The organism is Endozoicomonas acroporae, assembly GCF_002864045.1.
Taxonomy (GTDB): domain Bacteria; phylum Pseudomonadota; class Gammaproteobacteria; order Pseudomonadales; family Endozoicomonadaceae; genus Endozoicomonas; species Endozoicomonas acroporae.
Genome location: NZ_PJPV01000049.1, coordinates 20781 through 44053 on the forward strand (window position 1 = coordinate 20781; position 23273 = coordinate 44053).

The following is a 23273-nucleotide window of genomic DNA, read 5'->3' on the forward strand; positions in this document are numbered from 1 at the left end:
CTGGGTTATCGAAAACTGAATTGGAATGACAACATGTATAATGCAGTTTCCAGTCCTGATAGCCGGAGCACATTCACCGGTACGACGCTCTCTGGCCCTGATGCCAGGGATAAGTCGTCAGCCTCTGTTTTTCCTGCCTTGCCAAAAGCTCCTGCCCACAACCACCCTGTCACTTCCCTGACGAAAAGAGCCATTGCACCATCATGGAATCGTAACCCACGCGCCTTGCCGGAAAACTGGCAAAGGCAATGTGTCTCTGGAATCCTGAATGGAAAAATTCTCGCCATTTCAGGATTGCTGCAACGGGGTGCCGATGTTAATGGCGACCTCTCCGAGCAGATTGCAACATTGGATCAACAACCTGTCAACATTCACGGGACGTCCTCTTATGTTATAGCCCGTCTGGGCAGGACTATTAAGATGGGTGCTCAGTGCACCCCACTCTGGCTGGCAGTAGGGGCTGGCAAGCTTGAAGTGGTAAAACTTCTGCTGTCTAAGGGGGCATTCCCTGACGCAAAGGGCTCTCTCTATGGACCTCTTGTGATGGCCGCCGTGTCAGGGCATCTGGAGATAGTCAAGGTTCTGCTGGAATATAATGCAGACATACAGGCTGGTAGTACCACAGGTTTTATTTCTCCACTGTACTGGGCCATTCATGCTGGCCATCAGGATGTGGTGGAGTGTCTGAAAAAGAACGGTGCCCGGTTGCAAGTCGGTTGCCCGGGCATGGATGCTCTGATTTATCAATCAGCCAGAATGGGATCGACCAATTTAATCGAGTATCTGCTCAATCTCGGCGAGCACATTGATAACCACAGTACCGGTCAGCGTACCCCGGTTTATGTCGCGGCAATCAATGGCCATTTCGAGCAGGTCAAGTTACTGCTCGAGCGAGGTGCAAACAATAGCCATGGCGAAACCGGCAGTAAAACCTTGATCTGGGCTGCCTGTCGCAGCGGCAACCTGCCAATGGTCAAATATCTGCTTGATCAGGGGGCGGATATCAACGCCGGATGCGGTAATACATACTCCCAGACAAACCCGCATCCCCTTGAGGCAGCGGCCCATTCTGGTAATGTGCAACTGTTGAGGTTCCTGCTGGAGCGCCTGAATCTGAATCTTGACACTCCCCACCTCAGCGCCACTCTGTTCCGGCAAGCTGCTGAGGGTGGCAAAGTGGTGATGATGAGTTACATTGCCAACAGGGCAGCCATCAACGTTAATGGGGCGGGTTACGATTCCCCGATCTCTGCTGCGGCCCGCAGTGGCTCAATCGCAGCTGTAATGTGGCTACTTGACAGGGGGGCAGACATTGAAGCCAACTGCTCAGGCCAGCAAACTCCGTTGTGTCAGGCCTGCGCCAAGGGGTACTTTGAACTGGTCAAACTCCTGCTGGAAAAAGGCGCAGATATTAATGCCAACGTCAGGCTCGATACGCCTATTGTTGAGGCTGCATCGAAGGGGCACCTTGAGCTGGTCAAGTATCTGGTTCATAAATCCGCAGCAATTGATGCGGATTCTTTGCTTTTTGTCGTCGCCCTGGGAGGTCGCTGCCACGTACTGGAATACCTGTTTGAAGAGCACACAATACTGCAGCTGATCAAACCGTCACACGTTTCATCGGCGCTCATTCATGCGTCAAGTCAAGGCCACCTGAACGCGGTAAAGTACCTGCTCGGCGCATTCGAGACCCATTTCAGTACTGCGCCCGGGCCTGACATCTCTGAACTGCTCTGGAAGGCGTGCCAAGGTGGGCATATTGATGTGGTGAAGTATCTTGTTGAACTGGGGGCTGACGTTAATGTGGAAAGCCGGAACTTTGGCAGCGCGATCTGGACTGCATCAGATTATGGTCATCTGGATACCGTTATGTACCTGCATCAACAGGGTGCCGACATTCGCTACTCAAACCCTGCTAACAATACAGATGTACTTTCCATTGCTGAGAAAATGGGGCATCTGGATGTTGTTCAATATCTGCAGCAATTTAAGGTGACCAGCAGTTTTAGTCGGAAACCTTGGGGTGTCATCGATAAGTCAAAATAAGTGACATCCGATGTCACAGTGGTACCTGATTTTTCGTCAGACTATACCTGAGCGTTTATTTGCGATGATAAGTCCTGCAGCGGATTGACTCTGTGCAGGCTGGTTTTCAGTGTTAGAGGGGGTCGGTGGGGCTGACGTTTGAGTGGGAAAAATTTTGTTCATAAACACGTGGGCAGCCAATGTGATGGTTCCTGAAATCACTGCCTGGGCAAAGAAAGACAGATTTTGATGTTCGCCACGTAGTTGCTGATAATTGATCCATTGACGGGTATCGTTAGCAAAGTAGTGTTGGTCTAAAAAATCTGCGGCAGGTTGGTTGAAGTATGATTGAACACTATCGGTCGCCAAGGCAGTCAAGCAACCAAAACTATACGCCAAAGTACTATACGCAACGAACTTAACTGCCTTGGCAGCCGTTGATTCTAAGGACCAGGGCTCTTGGGAATTACCTGGCTGTCTTGTCGCAGGAGTATTGGTGATGTGACTGGAAAACATGATCAAATCCTCTTAATTTATGTAAGATTATTTCTTCTGACAATATCAGAGGGGCATTTGTTCAATTTTTGAAAAAAATTATTGTTTTCATGCCGATTCCAGGGCATCGGGCGCAGTAACATTTTTACTCGCAGATCATGGATGTATTATCGGGAAAGCATCCAGCGTTATGCCATTGCTGTCCAGCTCAATCTCCCAGCCCTTATTCGTCCAGTCACCCAATACATAGCGTTTGCCGGTCCCATGTTTTAAGGCGACTTCATGGATGTCCGGGCGGTGCGTATGGCCGTGGATCAAGGTATCTACTTCGAACCTTTCCATCGCCTCAACAACTTCGGATCGCGTAACATCCATAATGTCCAGCGCTTTTCCGATTTTGGCCGCTTTGCTTTTTTGCCGGATTTTGCGGCCCAGATTCTTGCGGTAAGACAAAGGAGTCATACGCAGTAAAGCCATCACCAGGGGATTACGGATAATTTTTCGGTAGCGCTGGTACTGCTTGTCTTCAGTGCAGAGTGAGTCACCGTGCATCAGCAGAATTTTCTGGTTATTAATCGTGATCAGTGTCGGGTCTTTCAGCCACTGTGCGCCGGTGGCCTGCAGGAAGGTTTTCCCGATGGCGAAATCCCGGTTGCCGGGCATCAGGTACAGGGCCCTGCCGCTGTTGGTATACTGTCTGAGTCGCTGGGCAATATCGTGTTGAAAGTCATCCATGGCATCATCCCCGACCCAGTATTCAAAGAAGTCACCCAGAATATAGAGGGCATCAGCCTGCGGGGCGCGATCGGCCAGATAATGGCAGAACGCCCGGGCAACCGCCGGGCATTCTGGTGTCAGGTGAAGGTCTGAAATAAACAGCGCCTTCATCAGGCGGTTTCCACGTTCTCAAGCACTTCTGCGGACTCAATCACCACGTCTTCTACCGGAACATCCTGGTGGCCAGCACGGAAAGTGGTTTCAACACCTTTGATCTTGTTGACGATATCCATGCCTTCAGTCACTTTGCCGAAGACACAGTAACCCCAGCCATCACTGGTTTTGCCGCTGTGGTTAAGGAAGTGGTTGTCTTTGACATTAATAAAGAACTGGGCAGATGCCGAGTGCGGGTCCATGGTTCTGGCCATGGCAATCGTCCCGGTTTCATTCTTCAGGCCGTTATCGGCCTCATTGTCGATGGGCATCCTGGTTGATTTTTGCACCATGCCAGGTTCAAAGCCGCCGCCCTGGATCATAAAACCATCGATAACACGGTGGAAAATGGTGCCATTAAAATGGCCGCTATTCGTATACTCAATGAAATTGGCAACGGTTTTTGGTGCTTTTTCAGCATCCAGGTCCAGTTTGATATCACCGAAATTGGTGTGTAATACGACCATCATGTGGGTCACCACTGTTGTTAAATAACGTCTGTTACAAACGTCCACAGACTCTGGGAGCGTCAGGAAAACCAGGGATTCTAGGTGTTTCTCGTACCCGTGTAAAACCTATTCGTTAAACCACGGGCTGAATACTGATAGTCAATACGATCTATTATTGTCTGTTAAGGCTATCTGTCGGTAAAAAGTGACGCTATACCTGGTAAATTCTCCTGGCAGGATAATGAGTTATTTTCCAGCATTGGCAGATATGGTAGTCTCAGCCGATTATGGCGCAGGTGTCTAAACCCACGCCAGTAACCTCTCATAGATGCATCAGTGACAATGACTGCTACCGAAAAAGCCAGAAACTTTCTGGAACAGATTATTGAAAAAGACTTGGCAGAAGGCCGGGTCAGCCGTATTCATACCCGCTTTCCTCCAGAGCCGAATGGTTTTCTTCATGTTGGCCACGCTACTTCTATATGTCTGAACTTTGGTCTGGCAGAAAAGTACCAGGGTGAGTGCAACCTCCGTTTTGACGATACCAACCCGGAGAAAGAAGAACAGGTCTATGTGGACGCCATTCAGGAAGATATCCGCTGGCTGGGCTTCCAGTGGTCCGGTGAGGTTCGTTATGCCTCCAGCTATTTTGACCAGTTTTATGATTGGGCTCTGCACCTTATTCGTGAAGGCAAGGCCTACGTGGATCATCAGGACGCTGAAGCCATGCGCGTTAACCGGGGTGATTTCAATAAGCCCGGTGTGGAGAGCCCGGCCAGAAACAAGTCTGTCGAAGAAAACCTGGCTGAATTTGCCAAAATGCGGGCTGGTGACTACGAAGAAGGCAAGGCGTCCCTGCGGGCCAAAATCGATATGCAGAGCCCCAATATGAACATGCGGGACCCGGTTCTCTATCGGATTCGCAAGGTGCCTCACCATCAGACCGGCGACAAGTGGTGCATTTACCCCAGCTATGACTTTGCCCATGGCCAGGAAGATGCCATTGAGCATATTACCCACTCTATCTGCACCCTGGAGTTCCAGGATCACCGTCCTCTCTATGAATGGTTCCTGGATAACCTGCCGGTTCCGGCCAGACCCCGACAATATGAGTTTGCCCGTACCAACCTGAATTACACGGTGACTTCCAAGCGCAAGTTGAAGAAGCTGGTGGATGAAGGTGTGGTGAATGGTTGGGATGATCCCCGAATGCCAACCATCTCCGGTATGCGTCGTCGTGGTTATACCCCGACTTCCATCCGCCGCTTTTCCGAGATGGTGGGTGTAAGCCGATCCGATGGCACCGCTGATGTGTCCATGCTGGAACATGCCATTCGTGATGACCTGAACACCAATGCTGCCCGAGCCATGGCGGTACTCTCGCCTTTGAAGCTGGTGATTCAGAACCTGCCGGAAGGCGAGGTGCAGGAGATGGCGGCGGCGGCACATCCAAATCGTCCGGAGCTGGGGCAGAGAACCCTGCCGTTTACCCGGGAAATCTATATCGATCAGGAAGACTTCACCGAAGATACCACCTTATCCCGCAAAAAGTTCAAGCGCCTGGTAATTGGTGATTATGTTCGTCTCAGAAGTGCCTATGTCATTAAGGCAGAAGCAGTGATCCGTGATGAGAGTGGCAATATTGTTGAAGTTCATGCCTCTTATGTGCCGGGTACGGTAGGGGAAGATCCACCGGAAGGTATTCGTCCTCGTGGCGTTATTCACTGGGTTTCGGCGACTCACGGCCAACAGGCTGAATTGAGAATTTATGATCGTCTGTTCAGCCATCCGGCACCGGATCGTGGTGAAGAGGACTTTCTGAGTCATGTGAATCCGGACTCCCTGAAGGTGACTCAGGCATGGGTTGAGCCATCGCTGGTCAATGCGGCACCGGAACAGTCCTTCCAGTTTGAGCGTGAAGGTTACTTTGTCGCAGACCGCCGTGACCACTGCGCCGAACACCCGGTGTTTAACCTGACCATTGGTTTGAAAGATACTTGGGCCAATAAGTGAAGAAAGGATACCGATAAAGTGCTGCAGATTTATAACAGCCTGACCCGCAAGAAAGAGCCGTTTACCCCACTGGATGGCAATCACGTGCGCATGTACGTCTGTGGTATGACGGTCTACGACTACTGTCATATTGGTCACGCTCGTACGGTAACGGCGTTTGATGTGGTGGCTCGTTATCTCCGTGCCCGTGGTTATGATCTGACCTATGTTCGCAATATTACGGATGTGGATGACAAGATTATTCGCCGGGCGGCCGAAAATGGTGAGGATTTTATGGCCCTGACCGATCGTATGATCGCTGCCATGCAGGAAGACTTCCAGCGATTGGGTAACCTGCCACCAGACCAGGAGCCCAGGGCCACCGAATTTGTACCGGGCATGGTGGAAATGATCGAGCAGCTGATCGGTAAGGGGTTTGCCTACGCACCAGGTAACGGGGATGTCTATTACCGCGTTCATAAGTTTGCGGATTACGGCAAGCTGTCCGGCAAGGTGCTTGAAGAGCTTGAAGCGGGTGCCCGAATTGAGGTGCAAGAGCAAAAAGAAGATCCACTGGATTTTGTTTTGTGGAAAGCTGCCAAGCCCGGTGAGCCCAGCTGGTCATCGCCCTGGGGTGAGGGGCGTCCGGGCTGGCATATTGAGTGCTCTGTTATGGGTAAATGCTGCCTGGGCGATACCTTCGATATTCATGGTGGCGGTTCAGATCTGAAGTTCCCTCATCATGAGAATGAGATTGCCCAGAGCGAAGCGTGTAACGACGCCAGGTTTGTGAATACCTGGATGCACTCTGGCGCAATCCGCATCGATAATGTGAAGATGTCCAAGAGCCTTGGTAACTTCTTTACCATTCGGGAAGTGCTGGATAAGTACGATGAAGAAGTGGTTCGCTACTTTATGATCTCCAGCCACTACCGCAGCCCGATCAACTATTCCGAAGATAGCCTGAAAGAGGCGTGCGTGCGTCTTGAGCGTCTGTACACCGCGTTACAAGGGCTTGACCTGGAAGGGGTGTCCGCAGCAGAAAATAATGAGTTCGAGCAGCGGTTCTTCAAGGTTATGGACGATGACTTCAATACCGCAGAAGGGCTTGCCGTATTGTTTGAGCTGGTGCGTCACCTTAATACCGTGCGCAGTCAGGACGAATCTGCCGCCCTGCCACTGGCTGCCCTGCTGGTTAAGCTTGGTGGGGTTCTGGGTATTCTGCAGCGGGATCCGGAAGTGTTTCTGAAATCCGGTGCGGATGTGGATGAAGCGATGATTGAAAGCATGATTGAGCAACGCAACAATGCCAAAAGGCATCGTGATTTTGCTGAAGCAGATCGTATCCGTGATGAGCTTGCTGCCCGGGGAGTAATTCTTCAGGACAGCAGAGAAGGTACAACATGGCGGATTGAGCGTTAAGGTCAATTTATACGGCTGGCGGCTTATTGCTGTCAGTCCTCTTTCGGAAGGAGAGAAACTTCGCTGGAGCGCAGCTTTATTTTACTTATCGTAAAGTCTCTCATAAAGGCTTCTGCCCCTAAGCCAAAAACATAGCTTTTTAATTTTTCATCATCGATTGGTTTTATTTTTGCCTGCAATTTTCGGTATTTATTCGATAATTCTGCTATCGGGACACTTTTGAATTCTTGATCAGGCAGTCTGAAAAGGAAGCGGGTATTGATGCCACTTGCTTCATCATAATGGCGGGCAATACCTCCCTGGTGCTTGTTAAAAAATATTAGGATATCTGCAGTAATCGGCTGTCCGAGAAGTGATTGAATATGATTCAGCACCTGTTGGGATTCAGGTGTAATTCTTCTATTGGCTTCATCAATCAAGGCGGTAGCTTTCAAATAGATGGGGATTTCTTTTGCATGCTTTACCTTCTGAAGCCGTGGGTCATAAAAAGCCCCTTCAGAATATTTTTTGACATACGCTGCCACTTCGCTCTGATTAAATGCCAGATTCCCTTCTACCTTCATTGCCTTGATTTGTTGGCTGGGCAGTCTTTGAAACGCCTCAGGGAACCAAATGCGGAATTTAATGTGCAGTGGGTAGATGTGAGCTCTGCCAAGACCAGCGGATTTATAGTCTGTAACATGAATAACATCGCCATATACACGTTGGTTTCGATAAAGGTTTAAACATTGTATTACATCAAAGCACTGCTGGCTGTTGGCAGGCATCCAGTGCACGGGTGGCTGATTGAAAGCGGTCGGAGTAGGCAGCAAGGGTGTCTTATAATTTTGGTTTTGCTGTAACAATGAATGAAAAGCTCTTGCCAGCAAGGCGTTAGAGGGGGGTATCCCAAAAGTAGTTTCATAATTGAGGGTGGCTGCCCATAATTCGGCCATGAGCACTTGTAAATGGGTATCATTTTGCAGGCTGGAATGAGGATTGACTGAGCTGCCAGCAAATGCTCCGGGTAACATTCCAGTGTCGTCTGATGTCGATGTTTCAGCACTTTCAGCTGATTGATTAATCCCGCTGGCGGATGATGTTTGAGAAAAACTATCAGTGCATCTTTTTCCATCGTCGGGACTGTGCTCAGATTTTCTGGGGTGGGGCCGATTCGGATTGCCTGTTGCTGAAGATTTGGGAGTATGTTCTGAAGTATGGGGTGTTGGGACATATACGGGTGCCGACTTTTTCCTTTGTCGCATGCGCGGTTGCACATCGGCAATTCTGGTGCTGCCAGGACCGGTGAAACCCGGGTTTAAATAAGAGGCGAACATCTGCCTCTGTTGACCTGGAAAGTATGGGAGTTGAAGTCGCTGTGCCAGATGAGCTGTGTGACTTATATTCCGTCCCTGCCAATGGGGCATTCCTGTAAAGGAGGGCTGTCGATAAGGAGAAGTCAGTTGAGCTGGTACTGGCACACCGTATCTGGAGTATCCTTGTGCAGTGGCGTTTGTTGTGTATGGATTGTTGTTCATTGTGAGTCACTTTGCCTGGTTAATTTGTTAAATAGCTGGATTAAGAAGCGTGATGTCTTATTGTCTCCCGGACTAATCATCTGATACAAAACTGACAGTGTGAGAAAATAACTGTATGCTCCCCCTTCTGCGAATGCCTCGTCTAATAAAGCTGCCTACACCCAAAGATTCAATATAATCTGATAACTCACTGTCATTCATGGAATGCTGTATGGTAGCTTCCAGTTCGCAAAACAGCCCCCTGAGCGAGGATACTGACAGTGACGTATACACTGTAGGTGTGTTAAACATAAAATAGGCAAGATAGCCTGTTGTCGGATCTCTATGGCAAGCTATTCCGCCAATTTGTTTGGAGTCAAAGAATACTATTCTGGCATTGACTCTTTTCTCATTCAGGGATTTCAGGTGATCGAGAATTTTCGGTATTTCCTGCTCTGCCTCCAATGGGGCAATGCTATCCTGAGAGATTGCCAGCTGAGTAGATGAAGATGATTTCATTTCATCACATTTCAGGAAAATAGGGATTCTGCTGATGGGCTCTCTTTGCTGGTCTTTAGTATAAAAGCAGCCGGCGGGTTGTCTGGATAAGTATTGGGTCAGAGCCTGCCATGATGAGAAACATAGCTTTCCCTGTATTGATGACGAGATCATATCGTGGGCCATTAGATCTAATGGAAAGCGCAGGCCAACCTTCAGATTAAAACTCCCCAACTGTATATTGCCGGTACCAGCTCTTTGATGGTAGGCAACGTCGTCAATGGTTGAAGTGAAGTATCTTCCCCGGTTCAGGGTAATGAGTTCCATGACTTCCGGGGCTTCAGATGCTTTTGCTGGTGCTATTCCTGCTGATCCTGCCGGAAACCGGGGCAAAAATTGCATTGCAGTGTCAGAGCAAGCCGGTTGGGGGATGTAGCAGGGTGTCAGGCTGGCCTGGAATGGACTAAAAGGGGGAGGAGGAGCGCAAAAGGTTGGTCGACAAAAGTAAAGCGCTTGCTCTTGCGCGGGGATGAAAGCAGGAATTCTTCGACGTGTTGACACAACAGCAATGGGGTAGGTGTCACTCTGTGCAGATACCGTTGGTAGTGGTGGTGCTGCAACTGGTAGCGGTACCGGGTAAAAAACCGTTTGAGGAGGTGGGTTGAGCGCCTGTGAATAATGAATTTTTTGTTCCGTTGGCTGGTCTGGCAGGGAAACTTCTCTCTGCCGCCATATTGCTACTGGTTTTACCAGTAATGGGTTATTTGCTGTTGGTTGTATGATGATATTGTTGGTATCTGTAACAGATAGAAGCGAATTAACATGCATCTTTGAAAATTGCTCTCTTGGAGTAAGTGGACTATTAAAATTACTTGTTAATGGATAGCGCATTCACTGGGGAAGGCTTTATCTGAGTAAATTAATAGAAAGATAATTCAATATTTCATTATTATTCCTGCCACTTGTCTTTTAATGCTCTTTTGTAACTGTTGATCAATTTTGCTGATCAATTTGCAGGGGTTTATGTGACAATCCGGATGTAATATGAATTCTCACCAGAAGATTTTTCAAACTTTAGTTGTTAAATAGAGCCTGTCAAATAACCAGTTTTCAGACTGTCGGTTGGTCTGGTAAAGCGTAGCGGGCCGGTTGCTTCCATAGCGCTTTTTGCCGGTATCCTCAAGCAGATTGTAATTCAGGAATCGGTTGCGGATCGAGCGCATGGGTGGGGCTTTGCCAAGAATAACCGAAAAGACATTTTGAATATCGGATAACGTGAACTCTGTTGGCAGCAGATAAACAGGCAGCGCACTGTACTGTATTTTATTTTTCAGTCTGTCCAGCGCTTCCATAACCAGTTGGTTATGATCATAGGCCAATGTGGTTACCGGTTGATCATTCACGACATCAACCCATGCCGCCTGGGCCTGTAATGACTGTTCATTACCCGGACGAAGGAGTGCGTAGTAAACGACGGTTAATGACCAGCCCCTGGAGTCTCTCTGGTTATCGCCAATGGTGACGACCTGCTCGAAATAGGTGGCAGGTTCTGACGTCAGTCGGCTCAGTTGTCGTTTTGCCGTATCTTCAAGGCAGTGATCAAATTCAGGCTCTATTCTGCCTGCCGGGAGCTGGGGGCGCTTATTTTCCGGTAACTGATGAACAAGTACCTGGAGGCTGTTGTTGGCGCTGAGCTGAAACACGACCAGATCGACAGAGATAAGTGCCGTGTTCAGGCTCTTGATTGGCTGAAGACTTTTAATCGGCTGAAGGCTCTTGGTTGGCTTGGGGCCCATGGACAAATCCTGATGGCAGATACTCTGGTTGACAGGTTAGGGAACATGATTCACTATGTTAGTGAACTAGATTCCTTTTGTCACGGTGAAAATAATGTATGCCATTGGGTCGAGGGAGACCATTGCTGCTTTTGATGTGGATGCCCAGAACTGTTTCACCCCGTTGTGTCCAGATGAGCTACCGGTTCCGGATGGTCATAATATCGCTGCTGAGTTGAATCGCCAGGCCCGGCTGGCTGGTGTTCGTGTGGGTTCCAAGGATGCGCATCCGGCCAATGCAGTATGGGTGGCTGGGGCAGAGTATCCGCAGTTGACGCCGGTAACCGGCCATAAAAATGTTGATCTGCGCTGGAATCGACATGCTGTCCCCGGCACACAGGGGTTTGAGCTGGTGAGTGGGCTTCCCGACGTGACGGATTATGATTATTTTGTCTGGAAGGGGGTCGAGATGGATATTCATCCCTATGGTGCCTGTTTTCATGATCTGGTAGAACGGTTGAGTACAGGAGTTATCGAATTTTTAACCAATAAAGGCATTACCACCGTATTGGTTGGTGGTCTGGCGCTTGATTTCTGTGTAAAAACCACGGCATTGCAACTGCAGCGGGCTGGCTTTCAGGTGTATGTCAATCTTGCCGCCACCCGTGGCCTGGCTGAATCATCAGTGGCTGATGCTATTGCCGAACTGAATGCCGGCGGAGTTATTTTGGTAGAGAGTGCCAGCGATCTGATCATTGCTGATGCGGTCAGTGATGCCGACGCTCTTTGAAGGAAAGAAGTATGGATAGCCCGATTATTCCAACCCTCCTCGACACCGACCTGTATAAATACACCATGCAGCAGTCCATGGTGCATCGCTATCCGGATGCCTGGGCTCGCATGGAGTTTCATTGCCGGAGTGACCAGCCGTTAGCCCTGTCAAAAAAGCAACTGAAAAGGCAGTGTGAATTTCTTGGAGAGCTGCGCCTGGGTTCGGAAGAACTTGAGTGGCTGTCTACTCTGCCATTTATTGCGGATGATTTTATCGAGTATCTTGAGGGTTTCCGGCTTGACCCACATGCGGTTGCCATTGAACAGACCAGTGGTCAACTGTCGTTGGTGATTGAGGGGCTATGGAGTGAAATTACCCACTTTGAAATTTTCCTGCTGGCAATCGTCAGTGAGCTTCATGGTCATAGCTTTTATGGTCAGGGAACTCAGGATGATGTGATTACTCAAGGCCAGCGTCGTCTTGATGAGAAGCTGAACCAGCTTCCGGGCGATAGTGGTATTACCCTGGTCGATTTTGGTACGCGTCGGCGGTTTTCAAGGGACTGGCATTACCACGTCGTGGCAAGCCTGAAGCACCGCTTACCAGATAACTTTGTGGGCACCAGCAACCTGAATCTGGCAAGAACCCTTGGCTTGAAACCGGTAGGCACCATGGCCCATGAGTGGCTGCAGTCCCATCAGGTTCTCGGTCAGAGTCTGCGGACCAGTCAGAAAGATGCGTTAAGGGTATGGCTGGATGAGTATCAAGGTCAGCTTGGCATAGCGCTTACGGATACCATCAGCATGGCAGCGTTTCTGAAGGACTTTGATGTTGAGCTGGCCAGGGCCTACCAGGGGATGCGCCATGATTCCGGTGACCCTTTCGTCTGGGGGGAATTGGCCCTTGATCATTATCGCCGACTGGGCATTGACCCGCGCAGCAAAAGCCTGGTGTTCAGTGATAAGCTGAACTTTGATAAAGCGTTGGCTATTTACCAATGGTTCGCTGGTAAAATTAATGTCAGCTTTGGGATTGGTACCTATCTCACCAACGATATGGGCTTTAATGCGCCCAATATTGTTCTGAAATTAACCGAGTTGAATGGGGCTCCCGTCGCCAAACTCTCAGACAGCCCGGGTAAAACACTGTGCCGTGATAAGGACTATATTGAGCGATTAAAGAAAACGTTTGGCTATCAGTCAGATTACGGATACTCATGACCAATCATGCCGGTCATGGGGATTTGACTGGAAAAAGCTGGGGGTTGGCCTGTTTTATCAGTTCAACCAGCCTTTTGTTAACGTATCCTTTCATTTTTCCCCACGCCAGGATCTCCTCACTCCCCGGGTGCGTGTTGACCAACTCATCCCTTGCCATATCGAAAACTGTTGATATTTTCTGGCTCAACTCCTTTCGATTATTCAGCATGCCCTGTTCTTTAATCAGGTCCCTCTGCTCAATAATGTCAAGTAACTGGTTAGCCAGTTTCTTTCTCACCTGATCTTCAACTTTTCCGCCAGCAGACGATGCCCCGGCTTCCCCGACAACCCAGTCTGCCAGGAGTTTATAACAAAAGCGTCGTCTGGTATCTGTCCCCTCAACAAAGCAGGGTAGCGGCTCATTGTTTCTCTTTTTTTCCTGAATGGCGTTGCTGGCTTCCGTATCCCTGAAAGTGGGCACATACAATAATTCATGCTCCGGCTGAATCACTACCCCTTCAATATCCGTAGTCAGTTCTGAAGGCATGATCCCGATGTTCTTCACTTTACTGGCAAGCATCGCAGCCGATGTTCCGGGAACATGATTAACCTTGAAATTACAGAGTTCCTTGAATGTTCCTTCTGCCAGCACATTGACCTTTTGCATATTTGGAGGACGAATTTCCTTATCCCATAACTGACTGAACTGATCGAAAGGGAGTTGTTCTCCCTCTATATCCAGGGCAAATGCAATCAAGTGATGACTCAAGCCGTAATTCTGTCTGTTTTGAATATTAAAGCCCACCATTTCACAGCGGAGGAAGACAGTATCGATATTATTTTTATTCATCCAGCGATTAACAGCAAAAATATCTTCAGTGTATTTTTTCTCGATAAGCCCTGCCAAAGGATCACTTTTGTTATGTACCTTGGTCAGTCTTTTGTACAAACAAACGTTGCCATTCCTGTCGACTTTAATGGTGGTGTTAATGCCATCGTGCTTTTCTGTTGCAACACATTTAAGTGCATCCACATCCACTTCATTGATTGATCGCAATTCAGACATGAACCGGTTGTGTTTTTCCTGATCCGTTCTGGAGCCGATTATTGAGTTAAAGTACCTGAAACCGAGCTGGTTTCCTTCGGCCTCATAATTTACCGTTATTCCATAATCATCAAGGCATTTTTTCTCAGGTGTTGTCGTATATACTCCTTCATTGAACTTTACCCGGGTTTCTGGCTTGACTGCTTGTGTTTTGCTGCCATCAAACTCTGTTGAACATTCGTTCGATAATTGGTTTGTCAGTGTAGTTGCTGTTGGTGGTGAAATTGTTGATGGGGTAAACATTATTCAATACCTGTCAAATAATGGCTGTCAGGAAAAAACAAGTGTTTCAGGGAATCATAGGCCTTTCAATCGATACGTGTTGAACTTTTTTTTGGAAAGAAAGTCTAAAATGTTGATTTGGCATTTGTTCTTTAGAAAGTCGTTTTCCTATGAGCTGACCCGGCAACAATAACTTATTTCCCATACTGGTCAACAGGAATTGAATAATGCAGTCTACATCATGCCCAAGTGCGCCGTCCTGCCATCTGAAAGACTACTTTTTGAACGAAGAGGTATTAATAACCTCATGTTCTTGCGGTCACATTGGCTCACTTTTATGTTATGCGGTATCGACTCTCCCTAATGCTGTTCCTATTGGTTTTGTTTCATTTTGCGTAGCCTCAGCCATTGGTCTGGCCATGGAGAAACGCAATATTGTCCGGCACGACTATGAAACCAAACTGTTGCTGATAAGCAACAAAGAGTTAAAAAAAGAGTTAAAGGAAAAGCTTGAACGATTATCCGAGAGGCAATGTGCTACCTTTCTTGGATGTAAAAAAAATCGGGATGAAATTGCTTATCTTAAAAAATTGATTAAAGGAAATGACGAAGTGCTGTATAAAAAGCTTGAGCGAATATCCAGGAAGCAAACCGAAAATAATCATACATGCACAATGAATAGCGAGAAAATGGAGGGCCTCCATGAACTGATAAACAACATGTCAACGGTAATAACTGAACAGCCCGGGGTATTAAATCAACTACCCACAGACTGTCATCGGCAAAAAAACACGTAGTTGCCCTTAATATCTACTCTTAGGGTAGACATTAAGCGTCTACTCCCCTCTTCGGAAAGTTAAAGATGGAACCACGAAGAACACGAAGAGCACAAAGAAGAGATTTTCTTTTCCTTCGTGCTCTTTGTGTCCTTCGTGGTTCCATTCAAAAGCTATTGAAAATGGAGGGGTAAGCTTAATGTCCACCCTAAGAATATCTACTTGCTCCCATAGTGGCATAGAGTCTGACGGCTATCTCCTGATTTGTAAGAAATGTAAAACGCAGGTTTTGTTCCATATCAGCACCGGCTTTCAATGTTTTCTGTGTTCTCCGGTCTGTTGTGTTCAACACTGTGGTTCAGTAGAGTCTGGCCAATACTGGTTCCGATCCGGTTCAAAAGCCAATCATTCATCGCCTGCCCGGACGTGTTATGGAAACCCTTTCCCTTTCCGCACTGGTTGTTTTTCTCGCTGAAATCGGTGACAAGACCCAGCTGCTGTCGCTGATGCTGGCGTTGCGGTTTCGCGCTCCCTGGCTGATCTCTCTGGCTATTTTGCTGGCGACTCTGTTGAACCATGCCGTTGCCGTCTGGTTTGGCAGCTGGGTGGTCGCCTGGATTTCCCCCGATATTCTTCAATATCTTATTGCCGCTTCTTTTTTTGCTGTTGCTGTATGGACCCTGATCCCGGATAAGCTGGATGACAATGATGGGCCAACGACGGGTTATGGTGTTTTTCTAACGACACTGGTTCTGTTTTTTGTGGCCGAAATGGGTGATAAGACCCAGGTCGCGACTGTGCTTCTGGCGGCTGAATATTCTGCCACGATCATGGTGATTGCCGGCACTACGCTGGGCATGATGCTGGCCAATATACCCGTGGTCTTCTTTGGTGAGAATTTGGCAGAGAGGCTGCCACTGCAATGGATTCGCAGTGGGGCTGCGTTGTTGTTTGCGGTGCTGGGAGTGTTGGCGCTGGTGAATCAATGATAATATTTTTCCGGGCTCACCTGCCGGAAAAAACCGGGCCTGATTGTGAATAAAATGATGGCCAGATGTGCGCTGGCAGTTGACGTCAGGTCGGGTTTTATGCAGAATGCGCTGCATCGGGACGCGATGCCCCGGTCTTTATGGTGGACCTTGCCGGTCCCCCCGCAATAATCAGCTACGAACCCCGCCAGGCCCGGAAGGGAGCAACGGTAGTAGTGACGTTATGTGCCGGGGTGTGGCTGGCAGGGTTCGCCTCCATTATTCCGGGTTCTCCGGATTTTCCTCACTCCCAAACTCGCTTTCAAATACTTCTCTAACGCTTCTTGATCGTGCAATTTCAAGGCTTCTTGGTTAGCATAGATACTCTTTAATTCCCATATCAGGTATTGACGCTACTCAATGAGCTATCAGGTTCTTGCACGCAAATGGCGACCCCGTTCTTTCAAAGAGCTGGTAGGGCAGTCCCATGTTCTTCAGGCGCTGGTTAATGCCCTGGATCAGGATCGTCTCCACCATGCCTACCTGTTTACCGGTACCCGGGGTGTGGGTAAGACCACCATTGCCCGTATTTTTGCCAGGTGTCTGAATTGTGAGCAGGGTGTCAGCTCGACCCCCTGTGGCCAGTGTTCAGCCTGTAAAGAGATTGATGATGGCCGCTTTGTGGACCTGATTGAAGTGGATGCGGCCTCCAGAACCAAGGTGGAAGATACCCGGGAACTGTTGGATAACGTCCAGTATGCGCCAACCCGTGGCCGTTATAAGGTGTACCTGATTGATGAGGTGCACATGCTCTCGCCGCACAGTTTTAATGCGTTGCTGAAAACGCTGGAAGAGCCACCTCCCCATGTGAAATTCCTGCTGGCAACCACCGATCCTCAAAAGTTGCCGGTGACTATTTTATCCCGCTGTCTTCAGTTCAGCCTGAAGAATATGACGCCAGAGCGAATTGTCGGTCATCTGGAGAATATCCTCGGACAGGAACAGATCCCCTGCGAAGTGGCGGCCCTGTGGCAGCTGGCCCGTGCTGCGGATGGCAGTATGCGTGATGCCCTCAGTTTGACGGATCAGGCCATTGCTTTTGGCAATGGGCGGGTCAGTGAGGCTGAGGTGGGGGCGATGCTGGGTACCATTGACCAGGGGCAGGTGATGAAGATGGTGGTGGCGCTGTCGACCGCCAATGCGGCTCATATTCTGGGTTCGGTGTCATCCCTGGCAGAACATTCGCCGGATTATCTGGCGGTACTGGATGATATGCTGTCCCTGCTGCATCGGGTGGCCATTGCCCAGGCTGTGCCCGATGCCGTTGATAACAGTCAGGGTGATCGTGAGCAGGTTATAGCGCTGGCATCATCAATGACGGCTGAGGATGTGCAGCTTTATTACCAGATTGGTCTGGTGGGCAAGAAAGATCTGCCCCTGGCGCCGGATCCCCGTGGTGGTTTTGAAATGGCCTTGTTGCGTATGCTGGCGTTCCGACCCGATGGTGCGCCAGCGGCTGGCAGGCCGCTTGATATTTCTGCTGCAAAACAGGATGTGATGGCGGTTGCAGCGCCGCCGACAAACAGTATCGCCTCTTCATCTGCGCAAAGCTTTTCATCAGCTGAAGGCTCTTCACCGGCTGAAGGCTCTTCACCGGCTGAGGGCTCTTCATCGGCTGAGGGCTCTTCATCGGCTGAAGGCTCTTTATCTCACAACAGCACTTCTGATGAAGAAGGTGCTTCTGATCCGGAGCCTGAGCCTGCTACCCAACAAGTTGATGCGCCTGCTGTTATTCATGAAACTGCTCAGGAAACAGTTGAGCACGAAAACCCTTCGGTCCAGAGCGGTGGTCACAGGGATACCTTTGAGCCTCCTGTTATTGCTGATGAGCCACCTGAGACACCAACAGAGGAAATAACCTCCCGGGCAGTGGTCAGTGAAGATACACCGCCAATCCCCGAGGTCGTTCCACTGTCAGCTTATGACCAGGCAGCCTTTGAGTCGCCTGTTTATGATGAACGTCACAGTGCTCTGGATGATATGCAGGCACACTGGTCGTCCGGAGTCGATTCTCAGGAAATCCCTACAGTAGCGGATGCCTCTGCTCACCAGTCTCTGAGTCTGCCATCGGTTGTTGCCCCTGAAGCCCCGGTCAGGGCAGTGGTGGAATTACCGGCAAAAGAAGACCGGGTGTCATTTACGCTGATGGATGCTGTGAGCTGGATTCAGGTTTTTCGTGGCCTTCCCCTGGGAGGGGTGACAGGCACCATTGGCTCCCATTGTGAGTTTGTTGACAGTGAACAGGGTGCCGTCCGGTTGCGACTTGATGAACAGCGCAGCACGCTCTACAACGACACCCATCGTCAGCGTGTGGAAAAGGCGCTGTGTGATTATTTTGAACAGTCCGTTAAACTGTCAATTGACACTGGTCGTATTGTTAATGAAACTCCTGCTGCCTGGCGCGAACGGAAAATTGCCGAGCGTCTCCAGGCAGCGAAAGAGAGTATTTATTCCGATGCCAGGGTAAAGGGGTTGATTGAGACCTTTTCGGCCATGGTTCTGGATGACTCGATTCAACCAGTTGGTAATATTATCAAGTAAAAAGCCCGGGCGTGATGATCGGTGAATTCCGGTGGTCCTTGTTTGGTGTTTTTTGTGCAGAGGTCAATATGTTTAAAGGTGGTATGGGCAATCTGATGAAGCAGGCCCAGAAAATGCAGGAAGATATGGAAAAACTCCAGGAGGAGTTGGCCAATGCAGTAGTCACTGGTGAAGCCGGTGCCGGGCTGGTTAAGGTCATCATGACCGGTCGTTATGATGTTCGTAAGGTAGAGATCGATCCAAGCCTGTTTGCGGAAGACAAGGAGATGTTGGAAGATCTGGTGGCTGCTGCTATCAATGATGCGGTTCGTAAAGTAGAAGAGAACAACAAGGAAAAAATGGGTGAGCTGACCTCAGGGCTGGGTCTTCCAGCCGGTATAAAACTGCCATTCTAAACTCCTTACGCCCGACACCCTTGCTATGTTGCTTAGAGCTAATGGGTGTCGGGTAGCGATATCATTGTTAATCAGGTTTTGTTTATGTTCAGCCCCATGATCAGGGAATTGATGGAGTCATTGCGCTGTCTGCCAGGCGTGGGGCCGCGTTCGGCCCAGAGAATGGCGTTGCACCTGCTGGAAAGGGATCGTGACGGGGCTGTGCGCTTGTCGGCTGCTCTCAGACAGGCTGCCGAAGGGGTGGGGCGATGCGGGCATTGCCGTACCCTGACAGAAGAACCTGTCTGTCAGATTTGTGCCAACCCCGGCAGGGATGAAAAACTGTTGTGTATTGTCGAGAATCCTTCGGATGTTATGGCCTTTGAGCAGGCCGGTGGCTTTTCAGGACGTTACTTTGTGTTAATGGGGCATTTGTCGCCAATTGATGGTATCGGGCCAGAAGATATTGGCATTGAACACCTGTTGAAAACGGTGGCTGATAATCAGGTAGAAGAGGTTATCCTGGCAACCAACCCGACAGTGGAGGGTGAGGCCACGGCGCACTACATTGCTGAGGAGTTGAAAACCCTCGGGGTGACGGCCACTCGCATTGCCCATGGTGTTCCCCTGGGTGGTGAGCTTGAGTTTGTGGACGGTGGCACCCTGGCCCATGCCCTGGCAGGCCGCAAGAAGGTTGAAATCTGACTCAGGCTAAAAAGCCCCGTCTTCCTGTGCATGCAATTGCTACCGGGCAGTTTCCAATGATTCGTTTTATTGGCTTGGGGGATATGACCTGTGATGAAGAGTACCTTAGGAATTGTCCCGGAATAACTTCCGCATTTCCGACGTGATCCTGTCAAGAAAAAAACTTGCCACAGAGACAAGGAGACACGGAGAAAAGAAAAAAATCTTTTCCTCTGTGACTCCGTGCCTCCGTGGCAAAAAGAGGAAGTTATTTTTAGACTGTTCCTTATACCCTGGCAGCACAAGTTGAGGGAATGGATATCAGCAGGAAAACAACCCTACTTTTTTATGCATAGCCCAAGTAATCGCGAGGTTCCTCTTCAGGCCAAAAACTTTCATGACAGTTTTCAGGACTTGCCCGGATGGCAACCGCTGAAGATTGATGCTGAAACCGATCAGCTGGATATCTTATAAAGATGAGGGATTTGAAGGCTTGGTTAAAACAGGGAGTGGGTAAATCTGAGAGATAGGTAAAATAAATTGGTCGGAGCGAGAGGATTTGAACCTCCGACCCCCACAACCCCATTGTGGTGCGCTACCAGGCTGCGCTACGCTCCGACTCTCCTGAAGAGTCGATGCGACGTCTCTTCCGAATGACTGTTATGTTACCTGAACGAAGTTCTTTTGCAAGTTCTTGATGTTACAAGATTCTTTATCCCGGACTTGAGTGCCGATGAAGCGTCCCTTAGCCGTTTTCAGGAGACGAAAAGACGTGGCTATTGTAATTTAGCCGGAAAAGCCCCATCTTAGAGACCATGGCCGGTTTCACAGATGCCTGAGACGGTGTTTCAGGTACTTCCGCTGTGGGCTGACCATTGATCAAACACGTAATAGATCGTGTCCTGAATGCCTGCCGGGTTTTCACTTTCCAGTTTTCAGCCAGCCAACAGGCTGGTGGATGGCAGGCTTTATTGAGATTGAACATATAGGGGCTGAGCTATGGATAATAAAGATACCCTGCAACCATCAGAGCACTATGAATTGCCGTTGTTGCCCCTCCGTGATGTGGTGGTCTACCCGCATATGGTGATCCCGCTGTTTGTCGGCCGGGAAAAATCCATCCAGGCGCTGGACCTGGCAATGTCTGGTGACAAGAGAATTCTGCTGGTAGCCCAGAAAAGTGCCCAGACCGATGAGCCTCAGGTGGAAGACCTGTTTTCTGTGGGCACCGTTGCCAGCATTCTGCAATTGCTGAAGTTACCAGACGGAACGGTCAAGGTTCTGGTGGAAGGTGAGACCCGGGTAACGATTGACTCGGTCTATGAAGACGATGGGCTGGTTAAGGCGAAAGTTCATGAGCAGCTGTCAGAGCAGATCAGCGACCGGGAAGGTGAGCTGCTGGTTCGTTCTGTGATGTCTCAGTTTGAGCAGTATGTGCAATTGAGCAAGAAAGTACCGAATGAGGTGCTTAGCTCATTATCCGGTATCAAAGACCCGGCCAAGCTGGTGGATACCATCAGCGCACACATGCCCATGAAGATCGAAGACAAGCAGAAGATGCTTGAGATTATCGACCTGGGCGACCGGTTGGAGTATCTGATTGGTATTATGCAGGGTGAGATGGATTTTCTGCAGGTGGAAAAGAAAATCCGTGGTCGCGTCAAGAAACAGATGGAACGCAGCCAGCGTGAGTATTACCTGAATGAGCAGATGAAAGCCATTCAGAAAGAGTTGGGGGATATGGACGATGCACCCAACGAGCTGGAAGAGCTGAAAGCGAAAATTGATCAGGCGGGGATGACCCTGGAGGCCAGGGAAAAGACCCTGGCGGAACTGGCCAAACTGAAAATGATGTCGCCGATGTCCGCAGAGGCAACGGTGGTCAGGGGCTATATTGACTGGATGCTCAGTGTTCCCTGGAAAAAGCGCAGCAAAGTCCGCCATGATATGAAGCGTGCCCAGGATATTCTTGAGGCTGATCACTACGGGCTGGAAGAGGTCAAGGAACGTATCCTTGAATATCTTGCCGTGCAGAAGCGGGTTCGTAAACTGAAGGGGCCTGTGCTGTGTCTGGTGGGACCTCCCGGGGTTGGTAAAACGTCACTGGGTGAGTCACTGGCCAGGGCGACGAATCGCAAGTTTGTCCGTATGGCGCTGGGTGGCGTTCGTGATGAGGCGGAGATCCGTGGTCACCGCAGGACTTACATTGGCTCCATGCCGGGTAAACTGATCCAGAAGATGGCCAAGGTTGAAGTGAAAAACCCGCTTATCCTGCTGGATGAGATCGACAAAATGGGTTCTGATATGCGTGGTGATCCGGCTTCAGCTTTGCTGGAGGTGCTGGACCCTGAACAGAACAACTCATTTAATGACCATTATCTGGAAGTGGATTACGATCTTTCCGATGTTATGTTTGTCTGTACCTCCAACTCCATGGATATTCCCGGGCCGTTGCTGGACCGTATGGAGGTGATCCGCATTCCGGGTTACACCGAGGATGAAAAGCTCAATATTGCCAAGCGTTATCTGGTACCCAAGCAAATCAAGCGCAGCGGTCTCCGTAAGGGCGAGCTGTCCTTTGCTGATGATGCAGTGCTGGATATCATCCGCTACTACACCAAAGAAGCCGGTGTTCGTGGACTTGAGCGGGAAATTGCCAAGGTCTGTCGCCGGGCGGTAAAACAGGAAGCGCTGTCTGAAAAGGACCGCAAGAGTGCGGTGACCACGGAAGTGCTTGAAGACTTCCTGGGGGTTCGCAAGTTCACCTATGGACGGGCTGAAGATCAGGATCAGATTGGTCAGGTAACCGGCCTGGCCTGGACATCGGTTGGCGGCGAGTTGCTGACCATTGAGTCGGTAGCGGTTCCCGGCAAAGGGCAGATTATCAAAACCGGCTCGCTGGGCGATGTGATGCAGGAGTCAATCCAGGCGGCATTAACGGTGGTTCGCTCCCGGGCAGCCGCCATGGGTATTGAGCCTGATTTTCATCAGAAGAACGATCTGCACATTCACGTTCCTGAAGGCGCGACGCCAAAAGATGGCCCAAGTGCGGGTATCGGTATGTGTACCGCTCTTGTGTCCATTCTGACCGGGATTCCGGTTCGGGCAGATGTTGCCATGACCGGTGAGATCACGCTTCGGGGTCAAGTCCTTGCCATCGGCGGTCTGAAAGAGAAACTTCTGGCAGCTCATCGTGGTGGTATCAAGAAGGTGCTGATTCCTGAAGAGAACCGTCGCGACCTGAAAGAGATCCCTGACAATATCAAGGATGACCTGGAAATTATTCCGGTTCAGTGGATTGATGAAGTTCTGGAAGTAGCGCTGTCGTATATGCCCGAAGCCCTGCCAGAAAAAGCCCTGGAAGTTGCCGATTCCGAGCGGAAAACTGAGCAGAAAAGTGATGAACGTGTCAATACCCACTGACCGTTGAATGTGAAGACCGCCCTGTATTGGGCGGTCGTTCAGTAATGACGGGGCTTTCCGGTGGATT

18 protein-coding genes, 1 tRNA gene and 1 other RNA gene are annotated in these 23273 nt (G+C 49.6%); 12 read left to right on the top strand and 8 right to left on the bottom strand.

All coding sequences use genetic code 11. The annotated features are described in order from the left end of the window. Positions 1 to 33: 33 nt before the first annotated feature. On the top strand, positions 34 to 2046 hold the full coding sequence (locus tag CX664_RS08390) for an ankyrin repeat domain-containing protein (protein WP_145999894.1): 2013 nt from the start codon (positions 34 to 36) through the stop codon (positions 2044 to 2046). A gap of 36 nt (positions 2047 to 2082) precedes the next feature. Here CX664_RS08390 and CX664_RS08395 read toward each other — a convergent pair whose 3' ends face one another. The 3 genes from CX664_RS08395 to CX664_RS08405 all read right to left on the bottom strand — a co-directional run bounded on the left by CX664_RS08395 (position 2083) and on the right by CX664_RS08405 (position 3917). Then, positions 2083 to 2541 (bottom strand): hypothetical protein, encoded by a 459-nt coding sequence (locus CX664_RS08395; protein WP_101746303.1) that lies wholly within the window; start codon positions 2539 to 2541, stop codon positions 2083 to 2085. 135 nt (positions 2542 to 2676) lie between these two features. After that, positions 2677 to 3408: a UDP-2,3-diacylglucosamine diphosphatase gene (locus CX664_RS08400; protein WP_101746304.1), complete on the bottom strand. Its 732-nt coding sequence runs from the start codon at positions 3406 to 3408 to the stop codon at positions 2677 to 2679. Further along, complete coding sequence (locus CX664_RS08405) at positions 3408 to 3917, bottom strand: peptidylprolyl isomerase (protein WP_101746333.1); 510 nt, start codon at positions 3915 to 3917, stop codon at positions 3408 to 3410. Before CX664_RS08405 ends, CX664_RS08400 begins: the two co-directional genes overlap by 1 nt. Before the next feature lie 324 nt (positions 3918 to 4241). Between CX664_RS08405 and CX664_RS08410 the strand changes: the two genes are divergently transcribed. Further along, positions 4242 to 5912: a glutamine--tRNA ligase/YqeY domain fusion protein gene (locus CX664_RS08410; RefSeq protein ID WP_101746305.1), complete on the top strand. Its 1671-nt coding sequence runs from the start codon at positions 4242 to 4244 to the stop codon at positions 5910 to 5912. A 21-nt stretch (positions 5913 to 5933) separates the two neighbouring features. Further along, the gene (gene cysS / locus CX664_RS08415; RefSeq protein ID WP_219622151.1) at positions 5934 to 7313 is read left to right on the top strand and encodes a cysteine--tRNA ligase; all 1380 of its coding nucleotides are present in this window, start codon (positions 5934 to 5936) and stop codon (positions 7311 to 7313) included. Positions 7314 to 7345: 32 nt separating this feature from the next. Here the strand turns inward: cysS and CX664_RS08420 are convergent, their stop codons facing one another. The 3 genes from CX664_RS08420 to CX664_RS08430 all read right to left on the bottom strand — a co-directional run bounded on the left by CX664_RS08420 (position 7346) and on the right by CX664_RS08430 (position 11103). Then, on the bottom strand, positions 7346 to 8830 hold the full coding sequence (locus CX664_RS08420) for a hypothetical protein (RefSeq protein ID WP_145999895.1): 1485 nt from the start codon (positions 8828 to 8830) through the stop codon (positions 7346 to 7348). 72 nt (positions 8831 to 8902) lie between these two features. Further along, a complete protein-coding gene (locus CX664_RS08425; protein ID WP_145999896.1) occupies positions 8903 to 9709 on the bottom strand; it encodes a hypothetical protein in 807 nt (268 codons plus the stop codon). 665 nt (positions 9710 to 10374) lie between these two features. After that, entirely contained in the window at positions 10375 to 11103 is a 729-nt protein-coding gene (locus CX664_RS08430) for an NUDIX hydrolase (protein WP_101746309.1), read from the bottom strand. 94 nt (positions 11104 to 11197) lie between these two features. On the opposite strand from CX664_RS08430, the gene CX664_RS08435 reads away from it, so the two are divergent. Further along, on the top strand, positions 11198 to 11872 hold the full coding sequence (locus CX664_RS08435; RefSeq protein WP_101746310.1) for an isochorismatase family protein: 675 nt from the start codon (positions 11198 to 11200) through the stop codon (positions 11870 to 11872). Positions 11873 to 11883: 11 nt separating this feature from the next. Further along, positions 11884 to 13074 carry a nicotinate phosphoribosyltransferase gene (gene pncB, locus CX664_RS08440; protein WP_101746311.1) on the top strand — a complete coding sequence of 397 codons (1191 nt, stop codon included), beginning with the start codon at positions 11884 to 11886 and terminating at the stop codon, positions 13072 to 13074. Between the two features lie 13 nt (positions 13075 to 13087). Here the strand turns inward: pncB and CX664_RS08445 are convergent, their stop codons facing one another. Then, the gene (locus tag CX664_RS08445) at positions 13088 to 14401 is read right to left on the bottom strand and encodes an RNA ligase family protein (RefSeq protein WP_101746312.1); all 1314 of its coding nucleotides are present in this window, start codon (positions 14399 to 14401) and stop codon (positions 13088 to 13090) included. Between the two features lie 206 nt (positions 14402 to 14607). On the opposite strand from CX664_RS08445, the gene CX664_RS08450 reads away from it, so the two are divergent. The 6 genes from CX664_RS08450 (at position 14608) to recR (ending at position 19804) form a co-directional block, all read left to right on the top strand. Next, positions 14608 to 15177, top strand: coding sequence for a hypothetical protein (locus tag CX664_RS08450; protein WP_145999897.1), 570 nt, complete (start codon positions 14608 to 14610; stop codon positions 15175 to 15177). Between the two features lie 410 nt (positions 15178 to 15587). After that, entirely contained in the window at positions 15588 to 16145 is a 558-nt protein-coding gene (locus CX664_RS08460; protein ID WP_101746315.1) for a TMEM165/GDT1 family protein, read from the top strand. 151 nt (positions 16146 to 16296) lie between these two features. Continuing rightward, positions 16297 to 16393, top strand: an RNA gene (gene ffs, locus CX664_RS08465) — signal recognition particle sRNA small type. Positions 16394 to 16544: 151 nt separating this feature from the next. Then, entirely contained in the window at positions 16545 to 18725 is a 2181-nt protein-coding gene (gene dnaX, locus CX664_RS08470) for a DNA polymerase III subunit gamma/tau (protein ID WP_101746316.1), read from the top strand. A gap of 68 nt (positions 18726 to 18793) precedes the next feature. Continuing rightward, positions 18794 to 19120 carry a YbaB/EbfC family nucleoid-associated protein gene (locus CX664_RS08475; protein WP_101746317.1) on the top strand — a complete coding sequence of 109 codons (327 nt, stop codon included), beginning with the start codon at positions 18794 to 18796 and terminating at the stop codon, positions 19118 to 19120. A gap of 84 nt (positions 19121 to 19204) precedes the next feature. Beyond that, the gene (recR, locus tag CX664_RS08480) at positions 19205 to 19804 is read left to right on the top strand and encodes a recombination mediator RecR (protein WP_101746318.1); all 600 of its coding nucleotides are present in this window, start codon (positions 19205 to 19207) and stop codon (positions 19802 to 19804) included. 520 nt (positions 19805 to 20324) lie between these two features. Here the strand turns inward: recR and CX664_RS08490 are convergent. Continuing rightward, positions 20325 to 20401 (bottom strand) — tRNA-Pro (locus CX664_RS08490). A 381-nt stretch (positions 20402 to 20782) separates the two neighbouring features. On the opposite strand from CX664_RS08490, the gene lon reads away from it, so the two are divergent. After that, the gene (gene lon, locus CX664_RS08500) at positions 20783 to 23206 is read left to right on the top strand and encodes an endopeptidase La (protein ID WP_101746320.1); all 2424 of its coding nucleotides are present in this window, start codon (positions 20783 to 20785) and stop codon (positions 23204 to 23206) included. Positions 23207 to 23273 lie beyond the last annotated feature (67 nt).

What these genes read in the sequence shown, in the direction of transcription:
- recR (WP_101746318.1), top strand. Translation starts at nt 19,205, where the DNA reads ATGTTCAGCCCCATGATCAGGGAATTGATGGAGTCATTGCGCTGTCTG.
- CX664_RS08425 (WP_145999896.1), bottom strand. Translation starts at nt 9,709, where the DNA reads ATGCAATTTTTGCCCCGGTTTCCGGCAGGATCAGCAGGAATAGCACCA.
- dnaX (WP_101746316.1), top strand. Translation starts at nt 16,545, where the DNA reads ATGAGCTATCAGGTTCTTGCACGCAAATGGCGACCCCGTTCTTTCAAA.
- CX664_RS08460 (WP_101746315.1), top strand. Translation starts at nt 15,588, where the DNA reads ATGGAAACCCTTTCCCTTTCCGCACTGGTTGTTTTTCTCGCTGAAATC.
- lon (WP_101746320.1), top strand. Translation starts at nt 20,783, where the DNA reads ATGGATAATAAAGATACCCTGCAACCATCAGAGCACTATGAATTGCCG.
- CX664_RS08475 (WP_101746317.1), top strand. Translation starts at nt 18,794, where the DNA reads ATGTTTAAAGGTGGTATGGGCAATCTGATGAAGCAGGCCCAGAAAATG.
- CX664_RS08390 (WP_145999894.1), top strand. Translation starts at nt 34, where the DNA reads ATGTATAATGCAGTTTCCAGTCCTGATAGCCGGAGCACATTCACCGGT.
- CX664_RS08400 (WP_101746304.1), bottom strand. Translation starts at nt 3,408, where the DNA reads ATGAAGGCGCTGTTTATTTCAGACCTTCACCTGACACCAGAATGCCCG.
- pncB (WP_101746311.1), top strand. Translation starts at nt 11,884, where the DNA reads ATGGATAGCCCGATTATTCCAACCCTCCTCGACACCGACCTGTATAAA.
- CX664_RS08430 (WP_101746309.1), bottom strand. Translation starts at nt 11,103, where the DNA reads ATGGGCCCCAAGCCAACCAAGAGCCTTCAGCCGATTAAAAGTCTTCAG.
- CX664_RS08405 (WP_101746333.1), bottom strand. Translation starts at nt 3,917, where the DNA reads ATGGTCGTATTACACACCAATTTCGGTGATATCAAACTGGACCTGGAT.
- CX664_RS08410 (WP_101746305.1), top strand. Translation starts at nt 4,242, where the DNA reads ATGACTGCTACCGAAAAAGCCAGAAACTTTCTGGAACAGATTATTGAA.
- CX664_RS08395 (WP_101746303.1), bottom strand. Translation starts at nt 2,541, where the DNA reads ATGTTTTCCAGTCACATCACCAATACTCCTGCGACAAGACAGCCAGGT.
- CX664_RS08445 (WP_101746312.1), bottom strand. Translation starts at nt 14,401, where the DNA reads ATGTTTACCCCATCAACAATTTCACCACCAACAGCAACTACACTGACA.
- CX664_RS08450 (WP_145999897.1), top strand. Translation starts at nt 14,608, where the DNA reads ATGCAGTCTACATCATGCCCAAGTGCGCCGTCCTGCCATCTGAAAGAC.
- CX664_RS08420 (WP_145999895.1), bottom strand. Translation starts at nt 8,830, where the DNA reads ATGAACAACAATCCATACACAACAAACGCCACTGCACAAGGATACTCC.
- CX664_RS08435 (WP_101746310.1), top strand. Translation starts at nt 11,198, where the DNA reads ATGTATGCCATTGGGTCGAGGGAGACCATTGCTGCTTTTGATGTGGAT.